This window comes from Halobacteriovorax sp. BALOs_7, from assembly GCF_003612895.1.
GTDB classification, from domain to species: Bacteria; Bdellovibrionota; Bacteriovoracia; order Bacteriovoracales; family Bacteriovoracaceae; genus Halobacteriovorax_A; species Halobacteriovorax_A vibrionivorans.
On record NZ_CP027772.1, the window covers coordinates 1801804 to 1816689 of the forward strand.

14 protein-coding genes are annotated in these 14886 nt (G+C 35.5%); 8 read left to right on the top strand and 6 right to left on the bottom strand.

Features of this window, described 5'->3' with window-relative positions; translation table 11 throughout:
• The first annotated feature begins 26 nt into the window (after positions 1-26).
• The 4 genes from BALOs_RS08635 (at position 27) to BALOs_RS08650 (ending at position 3802) form a co-directional block, all read left to right on the top strand.
• Positions 27-917, top strand: coding sequence for a matrixin family metalloprotease (locus tag BALOs_RS08635; RefSeq protein ID WP_158536901.1), 891 nt, complete (start codon positions 27-29; stop codon positions 915-917).
• 72 nt (positions 918-989) lie between these two features.
• Complete coding sequence (locus tag BALOs_RS08640; RefSeq protein WP_120404917.1) at positions 990-1646, top strand: paraquat-inducible protein A; 657 nt, start codon at positions 990-992, stop codon at positions 1644-1646.
• Positions 1633-2229, top strand: a complete 597-nt coding sequence (locus BALOs_RS08645) for a paraquat-inducible protein A (RefSeq protein WP_158536902.1) — start codon at positions 1633-1635, stop codon at positions 2227-2229. Before BALOs_RS08640 ends, BALOs_RS08645 begins: the two co-directional genes overlap by 14 nt.
• A complete protein-coding gene (locus tag BALOs_RS08650) occupies positions 2222-3802 on the top strand; it encodes an intermembrane transport protein PqiB (protein ID WP_158536903.1) in 1581 nt (526 codons plus the stop codon). The genes BALOs_RS08645 and BALOs_RS08650 overlap by 8 nt, the downstream gene beginning before the upstream one ends.
• A 44-nt stretch (positions 3803-3846) precedes the next feature.
• On the opposite strand, the gene BALOs_RS08655 is transcribed toward BALOs_RS08650, so the two are convergent.
• On the bottom strand, positions 3847-5778 hold the full coding sequence (locus BALOs_RS08655) for a sigma 54-interacting transcriptional regulator (protein ID WP_115363043.1): 1932 nt from the start codon (positions 5776-5778) through the stop codon (positions 3847-3849).
• A gap of 207 nt (positions 5779-5985) precedes the next feature.
• On the opposite strand from BALOs_RS08655, the gene BALOs_RS08660 reads away from it, so the two are divergent.
• From BALOs_RS08660 to BALOs_RS08670, 3 genes are read left to right on the top strand one after another with little or no spacing between them, the layout of a single operon-like run.
• Complete coding sequence (locus BALOs_RS08660; protein WP_115363045.1) at positions 5986-6918, top strand: adenosylmethionine decarboxylase; 933 nt, start codon at positions 5986-5988, stop codon at positions 6916-6918.
• Positions 6919-6934: 16 nt separating this feature from the next.
• Positions 6935-7810, top strand: a complete 876-nt coding sequence (speE, locus tag BALOs_RS08665) for a polyamine aminopropyltransferase (protein ID WP_120404918.1) — start codon at positions 6935-6937, stop codon at positions 7808-7810.
• Between the two features lie 12 nt (positions 7811-7822).
• Positions 7823-8287, top strand: coding sequence for an EVE domain-containing protein (locus BALOs_RS08670; protein WP_120404919.1), 465 nt, complete (start codon positions 7823-7825; stop codon positions 8285-8287).
• Here the strand turns inward: BALOs_RS08670 and BALOs_RS08675 are convergent.
• From BALOs_RS08675 to BALOs_RS08695, 5 genes are all read right to left on the bottom strand, one after another.
• Positions 8267-8524: a hypothetical protein gene (locus BALOs_RS08675; RefSeq protein ID WP_115363050.1), complete on the bottom strand. Its 258-nt coding sequence runs from the start codon at positions 8522-8524 to the stop codon at positions 8267-8269. The genes BALOs_RS08670 and BALOs_RS08675 overlap by 21 nt on opposite strands.
• 89 nt (positions 8525-8613) lie before the next feature.
• Complete coding sequence (locus tag BALOs_RS08680; RefSeq protein WP_120404920.1) at positions 8614-9762, bottom strand: hypothetical protein; 1149 nt, start codon at positions 9760-9762, stop codon at positions 8614-8616.
• Positions 9763-9854: 92 nt separating this feature from the next.
• Complete coding sequence (gene speA, locus BALOs_RS08685; protein ID WP_120404921.1) at positions 9855-11768, bottom strand: biosynthetic arginine decarboxylase; 1914 nt, start codon at positions 11766-11768, stop codon at positions 9855-9857.
• Positions 11765-12676: an agmatinase gene (gene speB / locus BALOs_RS08690; RefSeq protein WP_120404922.1), complete on the bottom strand. Its 912-nt coding sequence runs from the start codon at positions 12674-12676 to the stop codon at positions 11765-11767. The genes speA and speB overlap by 4 nt, the downstream gene beginning before the upstream one ends.
• A gap of 18 nt (positions 12677-12694) precedes the next feature.
• Positions 12695-13828 carry a M14 family zinc carboxypeptidase gene (locus tag BALOs_RS08695; protein ID WP_120404923.1) on the bottom strand — a complete coding sequence of 378 codons (1134 nt, stop codon included), beginning with the start codon at positions 13826-13828 and terminating at the stop codon, positions 12695-12697.
• An 88-nt stretch (positions 13829-13916) separates the two neighbouring features.
• On the opposite strand from BALOs_RS08695, the gene BALOs_RS08700 reads away from it, so the two are divergent.
• Positions 13917-14819, top strand: a complete 903-nt coding sequence (locus BALOs_RS08700) for a hypothetical protein (protein ID WP_120404924.1) — start codon at positions 13917-13919, stop codon at positions 14817-14819.
• The last annotated feature ends 67 nt before the right edge of the window (positions 14820-14886 follow it).

Here is a 14886-nt window from a genome sequence, read left to right on the forward strand (position 1 = left end):
AAATGTATTTTCAAGGTATTTTTGGGATGAAGATTAATAGAACCATATTATCAGTTTTGGTGATTCTGCTGACTCTATCGTGTGTCGAAGAGCCAGAAAAAGTTTCTATTACGGCCCTGCCTTTAAAATGGCGTGAAAGTGCACTTCCTTTAACAGTAAAAGTTCATGCAGATTTTAGCAGTTTAAATGCAATTGATGGATCATCAGATGATCTTCCATTAGCGGCCGCTGATGATGGCCTCTATGATGATTACGATTTAATGCAGGAGATGCAAAAGGCATGGAATGATGCTGATGATGCAAGAGAATACTTTGTTCTTGACCACGGCCAAGCCGCTGGAGCAGATCCATATACTGACCTAGATGACTATTACGACGGAGAGATCGGAATTTATGTAACAGAGAATTGGTTTTCAAGTATTGGTTATGGTGTTTTGGCAATCACTTCATATTTTGCAGAACAACGAACTGATCACTTAAGAATGGTTCATGGTGATATTATTGTAAATTTCCGTGATTATTATTTCTCATTTGATAAGGCCAGAACTCAGGAGTCAACGACTTACTACGACCTTCCTTCTGTCATCTTACATGAACTAGGCCACCTCTTAGGACTTAAACATACAACCTCATCAACAGTTCAATCAATAATGTACCCACAACTTGGTTCAACAGAAGTTAAGAGAACTCTTGGTTACTATGACTCCCTATCAATTTCAAATCTATACGACACAAATACTCAAGCGCTTAAGACGGCACAAGCATTCAGTTCAGCTAGCGTAGACGAATCAATGAAGAACGCTGACGATGGCCAAGAAAAACCGAAGATTATCCACGGCTATATCGAATTAAGGGCCGACGGACATTGTCGCCATTTTCAAGATGGAAGCCTAATACACGATCATAAAGTCTTTTAATTTTTAACAAATTTTAAGAATGCACCATTTTGCTCTCTAAAAAAAATCCATAACTTATGGCCTAATAGTAGTATGGGCAACAGTTACGAAAACATTTATCAAAGTCAAATTGATGAAGAAACTTTGAAGGATAATTCAAAGCTTCTACTTTGCCCAGAATGTGATGAAATCTATCTATTTGAAATGATCAATAAGCGACAAAGGGCAAAATGCCATCGCTGTGGAGAAATTCTTTATAATGGAGACAGCACCATAACGATGGTGAAAGTCTTAACGATTTCAGGACTACTACTTTTTTATCCAGCAATCTTCCTACCAGTATTGAAAATAAAGATGGCCGGAGCAAACCTTGAAACTTCAACTTACGAATCAATATTTGCTTTTACAACTAAAGCGTATTGGCCAATAGCAATTAGTGTTGTTCTCTTTGCAATCTTAATTCCCCTCTTTCGCCTCGTTGCATACTTAACTGTTGTCTTTAAAAACCAATTTATCAATCATCACCTTGGAAGAACTTTCATCAGATTTCTAAGGGCCTCACATGAATGGTCTATGATTGATGTCTATTTTATGGGAATCATTGTAACGGTTGCTAAAATGGTTGATCGTTCTGAAGTAGAGCTCACTATTGGAACACTAAGCCTTATCCTATTAATGGTTAATAATATCTTACTACAATCAGTTACTCACTATGATGAGTTATGGAAGAAGCTATATGAGAGGAATTGATCATCAAAAGGCCCTTTGTCCAAAGTGCTATAAAGTAAATTCAATACTCACCTGCCAGCGCTGTGGAACTCCCATCAAACTTCGAAACTATGAAGGTATCTCACGCTGTAAAGCCTATTTAATTGCAGCAATTGCATTATATATCCCTGCTAATATCCTACCAATTATGACGGTTTTAAAATTCAACCATGGTATCCCTCGTACAATTGTTGGAGGTGTCGTCAATCTGATCAATCTGAAAATGTATCCCATTGCCATGATTGTTTTTGCAGCTAGTATAATTGTTCCAATATTTAAAATAGTTTCACTTTGGTATATCATAGATAATATAAACACCTTAAATGAAAAGAAAAAACTAATGCTCACAAGACTTTATCGAGTCGTACATGTTGTCGGTAAATGGTCCATGTTAGATATTTTCGTTATTGCCCTATTAGTTATTCTCGTCAAGGTTGAGTTTATATCAGAGATAAGAGCTGAGCCTGCAGTCTTATATTTCACTGCAGTTGTTATATTGACCATTCTAGCGTCAAATGAAGTCGACACTAGGTTAATCTGGGATGATAAGGAAAAGTATGAGTAATGCCACGCCTAAAGTAGAAAACAAAAGAGGAATTAATCCTATATGGTTCTTTCCTGTTGCTGCTGTATCGATTGGACTTTGGCTTTTATATACTAGCATTATGGCCCGTGGCTCATATATCACTATAAACTTTAGAAATGCGGATGGTATCACGCCAGGAAAGACCACTGTTATCTACAAAGGTACGATTGTCGGTAGAGTAAAAGATACTGAATTAAATAAGGACCTCTCAAGTGTTGCCGTCCATATTGAGATGTCTCCACAAATGAAAAACTATCTATCTAAAGATACAAAGTTTTGGCTTGTAAGTCCGACAGTAAATCTATCTGGTATCTCAGGGCTAAGTACCATTATAAGTGGAAAATTTATCAATATGTTTCCAGTGAAGGGAAAGGCCGTAAAAGTATTCAACGCTTTTGAAGAGCCACCAAGAGGTCTAAGAAAAGACGGCCTTTATGTAAAACTTCACAGTAAAAAACTAGACTCAGTTTCAATTGGCTCACCTATTTATTTTAATAAGGTACAAGTTGGAGAGGTTACAAATTTTGATCTCGATATGGATGGCAATGGTGTTGAAGTTACGATCTTTATTGAAGAAAATTATCGCAACCTACTTCTAACAACGTCGCGTTTTTACAATGTTAGCGGCTTTGAATTAGATGCTTCTCTAGCAGGAGTAAAGGTTCAATCAGACTCACTTATTTCAATCATCAAAGGCGGAATTGCATTTGTTAATCATGAATCAGAAGAGAATAAGAATAATCAGAAAGTAACAACTAACTTTGAAAAGAAATATACTCTCTACCCTAGCTATGCTCATACTGTCCCAGGAAAAAAAATAAAAGTAATATTTCCTCTAGGAAGTGCTGTAGCAAAAGAGAAGACTCCAATTAAGTTTAGAAATATTAATATCGGAGTTGTTACAGGTTCAGAAGTTGATCGCAATAAGGCCCAGCTCTTAGTAGAAGCGACGATAAAGAAAGAATTTGAGAATATTATTGTTAAAGGTGCGAAGTTTTGGGAAGTTAAACCAAAAATCTCTCTTAAAGGAATTGATAATCTTGATGCAATAACTGGCAACTATATCGCAGTTGATATCAGTCGTTATAATTTTAAGAAATCAAAGCCTGCAGGAACCTTTACAGCTCTTGCCCAAGCTCCATTAAAAGAAGTTCACAATAAATACGGGACCCATTTAAACCTATTTAGTTCAAGAAGAAATTCACTAGCAAAAGGCCAGGGAGTTTACTATAGAGGCGTTCAAGTAGGTGTTATAACAGATGTTAGACTTAATACACGAGCAAAGAATGTTATAACAGAAATCTTTATCAACTCTCCTTATCACAAGCTGGTAAAGGAAGAAACAAAGTTTTGGAATACAAGTGGTGTCGATGTAGAGTTTGGCCTATTTTCAGGTGCAAAAATAAGTACCCAATCAATTGAAAGTATTCTTTCTGGTGGAGTCGAATTTGCAACCCCAGAGAAGTTTTCAATGCGTAAGAAACAATATTTTCAAGTTCATAAGAAAGCGCAGGAAGAATGGCTAGAATGGACACCAATAATTAATTTATAATAAAAAAGGCCTCGTATGAGGCCTTGATATTTTTTATGCTTTTATTAAGCAGCTTTCTTTTCATTTCCTTCAAGAGAATCAAGAACCTCTTGAGAATAAATTAACTTCTTACGTAATGCCTCACGAGAAATTCCCATCTCCTTAGCAGCTTTTGATTTATTACCAAAATTACGCTTAATCTCCTCTAAAATCATTTGTCTCTCAACAAGAGCTAAACGCTCTTTTAGAGGAAGTGTGAAGTCTGTCACATGATCAATTTGACCAAATTGCTTTTGCTTCATTGAAATATCAACTAGAGGTGCAACACCATCATTAATTTCAATATCAGATATGATATGAGATTTTGGATGATAAAGAACAGCTCTTTCGACACATTTCTTTAGCTCATAAACATTTCCTGGCCAATCATATTGTTTGATTTGATCCATTACTTTTTTAGAGAAGCTCTTTAATAGAAGTCCTTGTCGTTTACATTCAACTTTTAAGAAATATTCAACAAGCATTTCAATATCTTCTTCACGACGACGAAGTGGATCTAAATTAATCTGGGCCTGTGAGATATATTCAAACAGATCACGATAGAACTTTCCTTCATCTGTCATTATGGCAAGATCTTTAATTGATGTGGCCATAATACGACAATCAAAACTTACGATTCCACCTTCTAGGCCTTTCTTTTCGATAAGTTCAAATAGTCTTTCTTGCCACTCAAACGACAAGTGCTCAATATGGCTTAGAACAACAGTTCCACCTTGAGTGCTAGTAAAAACACATTCTTCTTCATTAGGGCCAAAAAGCATTGCTTCAAGCCTATTGAGATCTTTTAGCTTACAATCAACTGTTGTAATATCATGTAGCCCACGTTTACCTTCATAGTGAAGAACAGTGGCAAAAAGATTTTTACCAACTCCTTTTTCACCAGTGATCAGTACAGGACTATCTAAGTCTTTAAGTTTTGAAATAGAGTTTCTCATTGATTTTACACCTGGCGTGTTACCAATGATTGCAAATTGACGATCATATGGCGCTGAGAAGCGGCGAATTTTAGAAGTCGTCGAAATTGGATTAAAACTATGAAATACTGAAGAGAAAACAAGAGCAAGAACTTTCATCGTCTTTTCATCTTCTATAGTAAATCGATCTTCATTTCTTTTATTGATAACTTCAATTACACCAATTATCTTATCTTCACGATTATGAATCGGATAACAAATAATTGATTTCGTTTCAAATCCATTCTTTTCATCAAATGCGTTATTAAAACGAGAGTCATCACTTTCAGTACAAATATTTAAGGCCACACCTGTTGTAAAAACAGACCCAGCAATACCAAGACGATAATCAAACTTTAATCCTGTCTTATCCAAACCTAGAGCAGCAACTGCTTCTAATTCATTTGTATCTGGATTAATTAAAAAGATAGAAGAACGTTGAGCATTTAGGATACGAATAACCTCTTCAAGCATTGTATCGAGGAATCCTTCTTTATCTCCAAAATGTGTAATATCTTTAAATAATGAAAGAAGTAGAGAAAACATTTCAAACCCTTCATTAGGGTCTGTATATCGCTCCTTAAGTGCTGACTGAATAAGACAGTCTTTTAATCTTTCTGAAGAGAAACTCATAATGTAACTTTCAAGGAATTTATTAATTCCTTTTTCAACATCAAGTTCAACTCCATATATAATTTCTTCGTCTTCTAAAACATTTGAAAATGCACGAACAACTCGACCAGTTAGATCAAGGTGACGTTTTTTAAATTGTAGAGAAACTTCCAACTCAGTTCCAACAGAGATTCTTTCATGTGTTTTAAAACCGAATCCTGTAACTGAAATGTCCACAAGCTTTGCATCATCGATATAAGAAAGCCTCCCCATGTCGTCTTCTTTTTGTATCAAAAACCTTAGATTATCGGCTTCCTCAACTGGAATACGAAACGATTGAAAAAACTTAAATTCTGAAAAACTAGCGAGCATGTTAATCCCCTCATTAAACTATACTGTGAACATATCGGTAAATTTGCTTTAAACTTTAGGTAAATGCCCACAAAAATTGGCTATAATTTCTATACGTTACACGAAAATCAACTCCTTACTACTTGCCTAGACTTAAGCTTTTGCGTATGATGATGCTTAAAAAAAGATCGTAATTTTAAACACTTGCAAGAGTGACAGGAAGAGTAAATGATTTTTGAAGGTTCTGAAAAGAAGGCCGAAATAATTGTTGGGCCTAACTTAAATCTATTGGATATCTCAGACGACTTTTGGTCTCAATTAGTCGAAAAAGCACAAGCAACAATTTTATCCACTATTAATAATGAAAATATAAAAGCATTTCTCTTATCAGAATCCTCGCTTTTTGTTTGGAAAGATCGCATGCTGATAATCACATGTGGACAAACAACCTTAATCAAGGCCATCGACTTCTTTACAGATCGCTTTGGTAAAGATGTAATCAAACAATTAATTTTTCAAAGAAAGAATGAGTACTTCTCTCATATGCAACACTCAACTTTTGCAGATGATGTGAAGCTATTAGAAAATAAATTTTCAGGACAAGCACTACGCTTTGGAAATATAGACGATCATCACAACTTCATCTATTTTCTCGATCAAGAGTATGCACCAAGTGCAGATGATCACACTCATGAGTTACTTATGTATGAAATCTCATGTAAAGCGAGAGAAATTCTAACTAATGAGAGTGTGACAAAAGATGAAATTCGCCAACTTTTAAAACTTGATAAGATCTTACCTGGTTTTGAATTGGATGATTTCGTATTTAATCCATACGGCTACTCTTTAAATGCCATCAAAGATGATAATTATTTCACATGTCATATTACACCTCAGGAAGAGTGCCCATATATTAGTTTTGAGACTGATATCAATATGAAAGAAATTGCAGATGTTCTAATCGAAGCAATGGAGCCAATTTCATATGACTTTATCGAGTTCTGTCCAAATCAAGATGGAAGCTGTGGATTAAATCTAAAGAAAGAAGATTATATAGCTAAAACCCAAGTTGAAAGCTATCTAAAATGTGGCTACATAATGTACTTTTCACACTTTTATAAAGTACGCCCAAATCGCCTAAAGCCTTATAAATTACTTTAAATGAATAGGAGTTACCATGCATAGCAATCTATGGATCGAAGAAAGATATAAAGATTTTTACGGAATGAGATACAAAGTAGAAAATGTTCTCTACTCTAAGAAGACTGAATTTCAAACTGTAGACGTTGTTGAAACGAAAGGACATGGAAAGATGCTTCTTAACGACGGCCTAGTTATGGTAACAGAAAGAGATGAAATCGCTTATCACGATATGATTGCTCACGTTCCATTATTTGTTCATCCAAATCCAAAGAATGTTCTTGTTATTGGTGGTGGTGACGGTGGTACAGCTCGTGAAGTTCTACGTCACTCTTCAGTTGAAAAGTGTACGATGGTAGAAATCGATGGTGCTGTTTGCGAAGCTTGTATGGAATTCATTCCACAAACGGCCGAAGTTTTAAAAGGTCATCCTAAATTAGATCTTATCATCGGTGACGGTGTTAAATTTGTCCAGGAGTTCCAAGCTACGAATGAGAAATTTGATGTCATTATCATCGACTCAACAGATCCAATCGGGCCTGCTGCTCCACTATTTGGACCAGAGTTCTACACAAATGTAAATAAGTGCCTTGCTGATAACGGTATCGTTGTCTCTCAAGGAGAATCTCCTTGGTTTGAAGCAGAGATTCAAAAGAGCATGCTTGGTGTTTTAAATGATATTTTTAAGAATACATTTATCTATAATTTCTCTAACCTAACTTATCCAGGTGGGCTTTGGTCATTTACATTTGCAACAAAAGGTGACACCCACCCAATCAATGACTTTAGAGAAGATGCAGTAGCAGCAAGTGGACTTGAGTTCTCTTACTACAATGCAGGACTTCATAAGGCGGCATTCTATCTGCCAACTTTTATGAAGAAGAATCTTGAAGGACTAATACAAAATCCATAATAAGGAATCGTCATGCAATTCTGGCTCTTTAAAAGTGAACCTGATGCTTTCTCAATTGATGACCTTGCCAAAAGGCCCAAGCAAACTGAATCTTGGGATGGGGTAAGAAATTATCAAGCACGAAACTTCATGCGCGATGAAATCAAGATGGGAGATAAGGTCTTTTTTTATCACTCAAGTTGTAAAGAGCCAGCGATTGTTGGAATAGCAGAAGTTGTTAAAGAGTCACATCCTGACAAAACTCAATTTGATAAGAATTCAAAATACTATGACCCTAAGGCAACAAATGAAGAACCGCGATGGTTTCTCGTTGATATAAAGTTTGAAGAAAAGTTTGAAAAACAACTTAGCTTAAAAGAGATGAAAGCTGATAAACGATATGATGAGATGCCACTTGTAAAGAAAGGCTCTCGCCTATCTATAATGCCTATCCCTAAAAAGATTGCCACATTAATTTTAAAAGATGTAAAAAACTAGACCTTGAAGAAACTCACGTCCAAAACTTGTATAACTCAAAAACAGAGTTGCAAAGCTTAAGATTAGGCCAATTGTAAAGAAGCTTAAAATTACGATTCCCGTTCGTCCAAGCAATGATTTAATTGGCTGCTTGTAATAGAGAGAAAGATGTGAGAGATCATTATGGCCGTGGGTACCACCAAACTGGTGAACCTTTGCTCCACCACCTTCTTGATTACCAAAGTCTTCTGCTGCCATAAATTCCCCAATACCCTCTTAACTTTATTAAAGCTAAATAGAGTATCGGTAGAATTTAAGTAAAAATTAAATTTGAGTATTTTGGCGGTTTATTGAATTAATGAAGCTGTTTCAACTAAAGGGTCCTGAGAGCTTGAAACAAGGCCCGCAGAGGCTTTAGTATCTGTAATTACAGAGCTTTCCTCACTATCAGCATCAATATTTGGATCATCGAGATCATCTTCAGCAATAACGACAGAGTCAACTAGAATCTCTCTAACAAGATCTAATTTATCACAAGAAATTTCATTCACACTATCTAGCTGTTCTTTCAAGTCCATCAACTGAGAGCTTAGATCTTGCTTGGCCTCTAATTCTAAATTAAATTGCTCTAAGCAACTAGTGAGACGATCTGTTAGATCCTGTTGTCCAGATCTTACTTCTTGTTCGAGATTAGAAAGAAGCCCAATGGTATTATTGAAGAACTTGGCCAAATTACGACTTAACCCTTCAAGCTCGACACTACTTTGAGTTAATTCGCTATCATTGCTAAGTGAAGCTTGTACATCAACTCTAAAACTTAAAGTCTTAAGCTGAAAAATAAGATCTTTCATATCTTTAAACTCATTCATAAATGTATCAAAGAGTTCATGAAATTTAATCTCATCCTGTTCTTGAGTCTGCTCACTATCTTTCTTATGCTTTAAGCTATCAGACATTTCTTTTTCAAAATCAATAAGCTCTCTACGAGCATCAATTAAAGAATTAACAACTGTATCTAGTGACTTGCTAGTATCTTCAACGAGAAGTAATTGATCGTTAATATCATCGCTTGCTGCAATAACTTCTAAATCATCTGCTTCCATTTTTTCAATATCAGACTTTAGACGATTTGAATCTTCGATTTCTTGAGAAAGCTTAATTTGAAGCGAATGCTTACTTTCTTTTAATTCTGAAAGTTCTTCATTGATTCGCTCTAGCTCTAAACTTAGTAACTCTTTATCATTGTGGATTCTTACTTTTGCATAATACTCTTTGATCATTGGGATAATTGCCAAGATAGCAAAAGCAATGGCAGAGGCCATAAAAATTAAGTTTAGAAGGTTTCTATTTAAGAACCAGTTATATATTAACGCTCCATGCGTAAGCAAGGCCAATGCACAGATAATTAAGTAATTTGTTTTTGATTTTGGATTTGTATTCTTTCCAGAAGCTGATTTAGTGGCCTCTTTTAATTTTTGATCAAATTTTAATGACATGTTATCGATCCCTGATAAACTCTTTTAACTTCAATGTTAATATAATTATTAGACACTAAAGTAAGTAAGTCAATTATCAGGGACCAATATTTTTACGAAAGGTAGGTATAACTCTTTAAACAGCTCTCATAGAAATCAACTAATGACACACCGTCACGAGGTCTAATTGTTCCCCTCGCGACTTGTTTATCAATTGATCTTTTAACCTTAAACGCCATATATTCTGGATTATACTGCATCGTCGATAAAACATTACGTGCTGAAGAGCCTGGAACAGTCTCTTCAATGTAGAAGCCTTTAGGGTCATGCTTATCAGCGTATACATGTACTTCATTTACGCGGCCAAAAAGATTATGCATATCACCCATTACATCCTGATAAGCACCAGTTAGAAAAATACCAATATTATATTGCTCCCCTTCTTTTAACTCGTGTACAGAAAGTGTTTTCTTAAAGCCTTCATCTGGGTCATAAAAGCGGTCGATCTTCCCATCACTATCACAGGTAATATCAGCAAGAGTTGAACGCTTTGTTGGCCTTTCATTTAATCTTGTTAATGGAACAACAGGTAAGACTTGTTCAATTGCCCAGCTATCGCATGCAGATTGAAAAACAGAAAAGTTACAAAGATACTGGCCACTTAAGCTATTTTCAAGTTCTGCTATTTGTTCGGTTTGAAAATCTTCATCAGGAACAAGATTATTGATCTGCTTAAGAATTTGTAAGTGAAGTGTCTCGATCTTTGCACGCTCTTCTAATTCTAAAATACCAAGTTTGAAAGCATGGATTGAATCAGACTTAATCTTTACTGAGTCATTATAAGCTTCTTGCCAATTTTTACTTTTATCAAGGAGATCTTTTACTTGTCTCATCTCAGTAACAAGATGATGCTCTCCTGTCTTCTTCTTCGTTGAAAATTCAATCTTTGTATTATCAATTTCACCTATAATATTTGTAATGACACAACTGTGATGTGCCGTCATAGCACGGCCACTTTCAGTAATAATATGTGGGTGCTCAACATTTTCAAGATCACAAACAGTTTTAAGGCCGTAGACGATATCTGTTATATAATCACTAATAGAATAATTTATAGACGAATCATTCGTTGAATTTGTTCCATCGTAATCAACACCGAGTCCACCTCCAACATCAAAATACTCCAGAGGTGCACCAATTTTTTGCATCTTACAATAGATACGAGAGCCTTCTTCAATGGCCTCTTTAATCGAGCGAATATCTGTGATTTGAGAGCCGATATGAAAGTGAAATAATTTTAGTGCACCTAATTTCTTATGCTTTTTTAAATATTCAATTGCTAGAATAATTTCAGATGTCGTTAGACCAAACTTGGCCTTTTCTCCACCACTTGACTCCCACTTACCACGACCTTTAACAGTCATTCTTCCACGTATTCCAATATTTGGAATAACACCATATTCTTTTGAAAGCTCAACAAGCATCTTAAGTTCAGAAAATTTTTCAATAACAACAAAGATCTTACGCCCAATTTTAGTTCCTAAAATAGCAAGTCTTAAATAATCACGATCTTTATATCCATTAAGAACAGTTAGTGAATCGATATTTGTATTATATGCTAGAGCAGATAAGAGCTCAGGCTTTGACCCAGCTTCAAGCCCATAATTATATCGTGAACCTGCATCAACAATTTCTTCAACAACTTCTCGCATTTGGTTAACCTTAACAGGATAAACCCCAAAGAACTTTCCACCGTAATCTTCTTCATCAATAACTTTTTGAAAAGTACGATTGAGAAGCTTTACTTGAGAGCGAAGAATATCATGGAATCGAATAACAAGAGGAAGGCTTAGGCCTTGCTCTTTAGCATCCTCGATTACATCATCGATGAGAATTCCGACATCTTTTTTTGGATTAGGTGTTGCCTTAAGCTTTCCACTTTCATCTATTTTAAAATAACCATTACTCCACTTACTAACATTGTAGAGTCGGTCTGAATCATCAATTGTCCAAGTACCATTTGTCATTTTATGGCCCCTTTTGTTTTCGAAGTTAGAAGAAGAATTAATTCCCTAACAACTTTTGCTGCAAATACAGAACTATTTCCTGTTGAATCAATTTCAGGAGAAAGCTCAACTACATCACATCCAACAATATTCTTCTCTGTTAGGATCTTAACAAAACTAATAAAAGAATGAAAATCTTCACCACCTGGCTCTGGAGTACCTGTTCCAGGAAAGAAGCTTGGATCAAAGTAGTCGAGATCCAAAGTTAAGTATATTGGCCTATTAGAGTCGATTTTAGATACTCTCTCAAGAAATTCCTTGCGAGACTTAGCAATCGATCCAGAACTATTCATATATTCATATTCTTCTTTTGTTCCAGAGCGAATACCGTATTGAATTAGCTCATGCCCTTCTTTGAAGTGATCAAGACTTCTTTTAATGATTGAAGCATGTGAATAATGATAGCCTAAGTAACCATCTCTTAGATCCGCATGGGCATCTAAATGTATGAGAACGAGATCATCAAAATCATTCAGATATTTTTTAATCGGAGCATATGAGATGGAATGCTCACCACCTAAAGTCATAAGTTTGATATCATGTTCTTTAAAGTTAATTTGACTAAAGTTATCCTCGAAACATTTCGTGGCCTCTTGCCAACTGGCCTCAGTTTGATCTTTTACTGGCAAATTTCCAAGATCATAGAAAGTATAATCTTCAGTTGTTAAGTCAAGATATGGTGAATATGTTTCTATACCATCAGAGACTTCTCTTAGGGCATCAGGCCCAAGGCGAGTTCCCTTTCGAAAACAAGCGGTACCATCAAAGCCAAAACCGATGAGAGAAACAGATGAGTCTCTAAGTTCATCAGTAGCAATTGACATATCATATGGAGTTTCAGGCGCGATTGGCCCTTTTAGTTTTAACATTGCACTTCTCCAAAAAGTCTAATCTAACTTTTCTTTATTCCTATTAGCGGCAAACTCTCGACGAGTCATGGGTGCATGAAAGAGAGCGAAATCGATTGATTCACGAAACATCTTCCAATATTTCTTATGGTTACGATTATCACTTGAAGGCAGCTCAAGTGTATAAGTTGGTATCTTCCTTTCATTCCCAGCATAGTTGCCTAGGCTTCCAGGAAAGAAGGGATAATTTTTAACACGATAGCCATTTGCTTTCTCACTCATAACATTTAATAACTCTTCTGCTTTTAGGGCCAGGCCATCTTCATCATGAACATGATTACTTACAACTGGGCCATCATAGTCGAGAATTGTAAGAGGAGCATGTACAGTAATAATCTTATCTGGGTTATACCTAGCAATGATATTTACTTGAAAGATCGTTTCTTGTTCTGAATTTGCACGAACTCCAGGATAGCGTCTCTTCGCTGCTCGGTAGCGTGTCTTCCAAAGCTTTAAGGCTTTCTTATCCCAATCTTTCGTTGGGAAGTTGCGATTTGGATCGATTCCACGAGCATTCGTTCTCGTAGGTCTTCTTTTGAAAAAAGAATCTGGTGAAACAATTGGTGCCACTGCTACTAAGTTATTTTTAAGTTTCTTCTGCCCTTCAACAGTAGCGACTTCATGATAGAGGTGATGTAAAATATCAAAGCAGAATTTAATTGGTGTAATCTCATCCCCATGTACACCACAAAAAACGAGAGTCATATTCTTTGGCTCGATACGGTGTTCAACTTCATCACCAAAAACAGTCCACATTATTGGCTGACCTAGGTGGCTATTTCTTACGTGAATCCACTTATAAGAATCACAATGAGATTTACCCCAACCATACTTACGAAATTTCTCATCTATCTTATTACAATAGTCTGAAACGGCCTTCGTATTTTCAACTTTAACAAATTCATTCTTATGAGAATGATCTGTAAATTTTGAATCATCTAAAATATCTTTGCTCTTATCAGTCTTCTTAGTCTTTGGGGGCCCGACTTTCTTTCGCGCAACCTTTAACTCCTCTTTCTTCTCATTAGAGATTTCAAGCATCTCAACACCTGAGCAGCTAATAAGTGTTAAAGTTAAGGAAAGGAAAAGAGAGATTTTACTTACTAAATTCATAATCACCAAAAGGGCATATTGTTAAAGTGTTATAATATCATATAATTAACAAATATTATCAATATTTTATCGAGTCAAAAGACTATTTATGCACAAGGCCATCAACTTCCTCATTATCACCACAAACCCCAATGTCTATGCTGCTAAGCAGTTAGAAAATCATATTGAGAAAGAAGGTCATCTAATTAACATTTGTTCACCTAAAAGTCTTGAAATAGATACACTAAAAAGTGCTGATATTATCATCAATCGAAACACAGGCCTAAATTATTCAGATAATGATCTAGAGTTTATTGAAGAAGTACTCAGGCCAGATAAACAGCTTTTAACGAACTCTCTTAATTGCTCTAGGACCTTAAGAGATAAATTACGGCAGGCCGAATATTTAAGAAGTCTTATCCCTAATGAAAACCTAATTGCTACCTATAGTTTGTTAGAATATCAAAAAGCACTTATCGACTCTCCAGAACAAAAAAAGTGGATTATAAAAACACGAAGAGGACAAAAGGCCAAAGGGATACATTCAAGCGTCGATCTTGAAAAAGATGCCAAAGACCTTATAGCTAAAGGTGATCACAATTATATTATTCAGCCCTACTTCCCTCTAACGAGAGAAATTCGTGTCCTAATTCTTAAAAGCCTAGATTCGAAACATTCTAAATTAATATATCTTGAAAAAAGACCACTGGATAAGAAGTCTCCATTTTATATTCTAAATTTTGAAAACTCCTCGCCAAGTTTAATCAAAGACAATCAAGTACCTAAGGTTATTAACGAATTGGTAAGTATCATCATGAAATCACAACTTGATTTTCACTTTATCACCATCGACTTCTTAGAAGATGAGAACGCTATGATAAAGCTTCTTGAAATCAATAGTTCACCAGGCTTTGAAGGGGTATCAAACCTGTTACAAAGGCAGTCAAAGTCCACCAATATTATTGAAACTTATCTTCAATACCTAAAATCAGATTTCAATAGACTTGTATAACGTATTGAAATCATATTAGGCGACTCTAAAAAATATATCGCAACTCAACTTTTTGTTTGATTATTGA

Bases quoted from the DNA above. Each gene is read 5' to 3' on its own strand.
- speE (WP_120404918.1), top strand. From the start codon at position 6,935: ATGCATAGCAATCTATGGATCGAAGAAAGATATAAAGATTTTTACGGA.
- BALOs_RS08695 (WP_120404923.1), bottom strand. From the start codon at position 13,828: ATGAATTTAGTAAGTAAAATCTCTCTTTTCCTTTCCTTAACTTTAACA.
- speB (WP_120404922.1), bottom strand. From the start codon at position 12,676: ATGTTAAAACTAAAAGGGCCAATCGCGCCTGAAACTCCATATGATATG.
- BALOs_RS08655 (WP_115363043.1), bottom strand. From the start codon at position 5,778: ATGCTCGCTAGTTTTTCAGAATTTAAGTTTTTTCAATCGTTTCGTATT.
- BALOs_RS08700 (WP_120404924.1), top strand. From the start codon at position 13,917: ATGCACAAGGCCATCAACTTCCTCATTATCACCACAAACCCCAATGTC.
- speA (WP_120404921.1), bottom strand. From the start codon at position 11,768: ATGACAAATGGTACTTGGACAATTGATGATTCAGACCGACTCTACAAT.
- BALOs_RS08635 (WP_158536901.1), top strand. From the start codon at position 27: ATGAAGATTAATAGAACCATATTATCAGTTTTGGTGATTCTGCTGACT.
- BALOs_RS08640 (WP_120404917.1), top strand. From the start codon at position 990: ATGGGCAACAGTTACGAAAACATTTATCAAAGTCAAATTGATGAAGAA.
- BALOs_RS08650 (WP_158536903.1), top strand. From the start codon at position 2,222: ATGAGTAATGCCACGCCTAAAGTAGAAAACAAAAGAGGAATTAATCCT.
- BALOs_RS08660 (WP_115363045.1), top strand. From the start codon at position 5,986: ATGATTTTTGAAGGTTCTGAAAAGAAGGCCGAAATAATTGTTGGGCCT.
- BALOs_RS08645 (WP_158536902.1), top strand. From the start codon at position 1,633: ATGAGAGGAATTGATCATCAAAAGGCCCTTTGTCCAAAGTGCTATAAA.
- BALOs_RS08670 (WP_120404919.1), top strand. From the start codon at position 7,823: ATGCAATTCTGGCTCTTTAAAAGTGAACCTGATGCTTTCTCAATTGAT.
- BALOs_RS08675 (WP_115363050.1), bottom strand. From the start codon at position 8,524: ATGGCAGCAGAAGACTTTGGTAATCAAGAAGGTGGTGGAGCAAAGGTT.
- BALOs_RS08680 (WP_120404920.1), bottom strand. From the start codon at position 9,762: ATGTCATTAAAATTTGATCAAAAATTAAAAGAGGCCACTAAATCAGCT.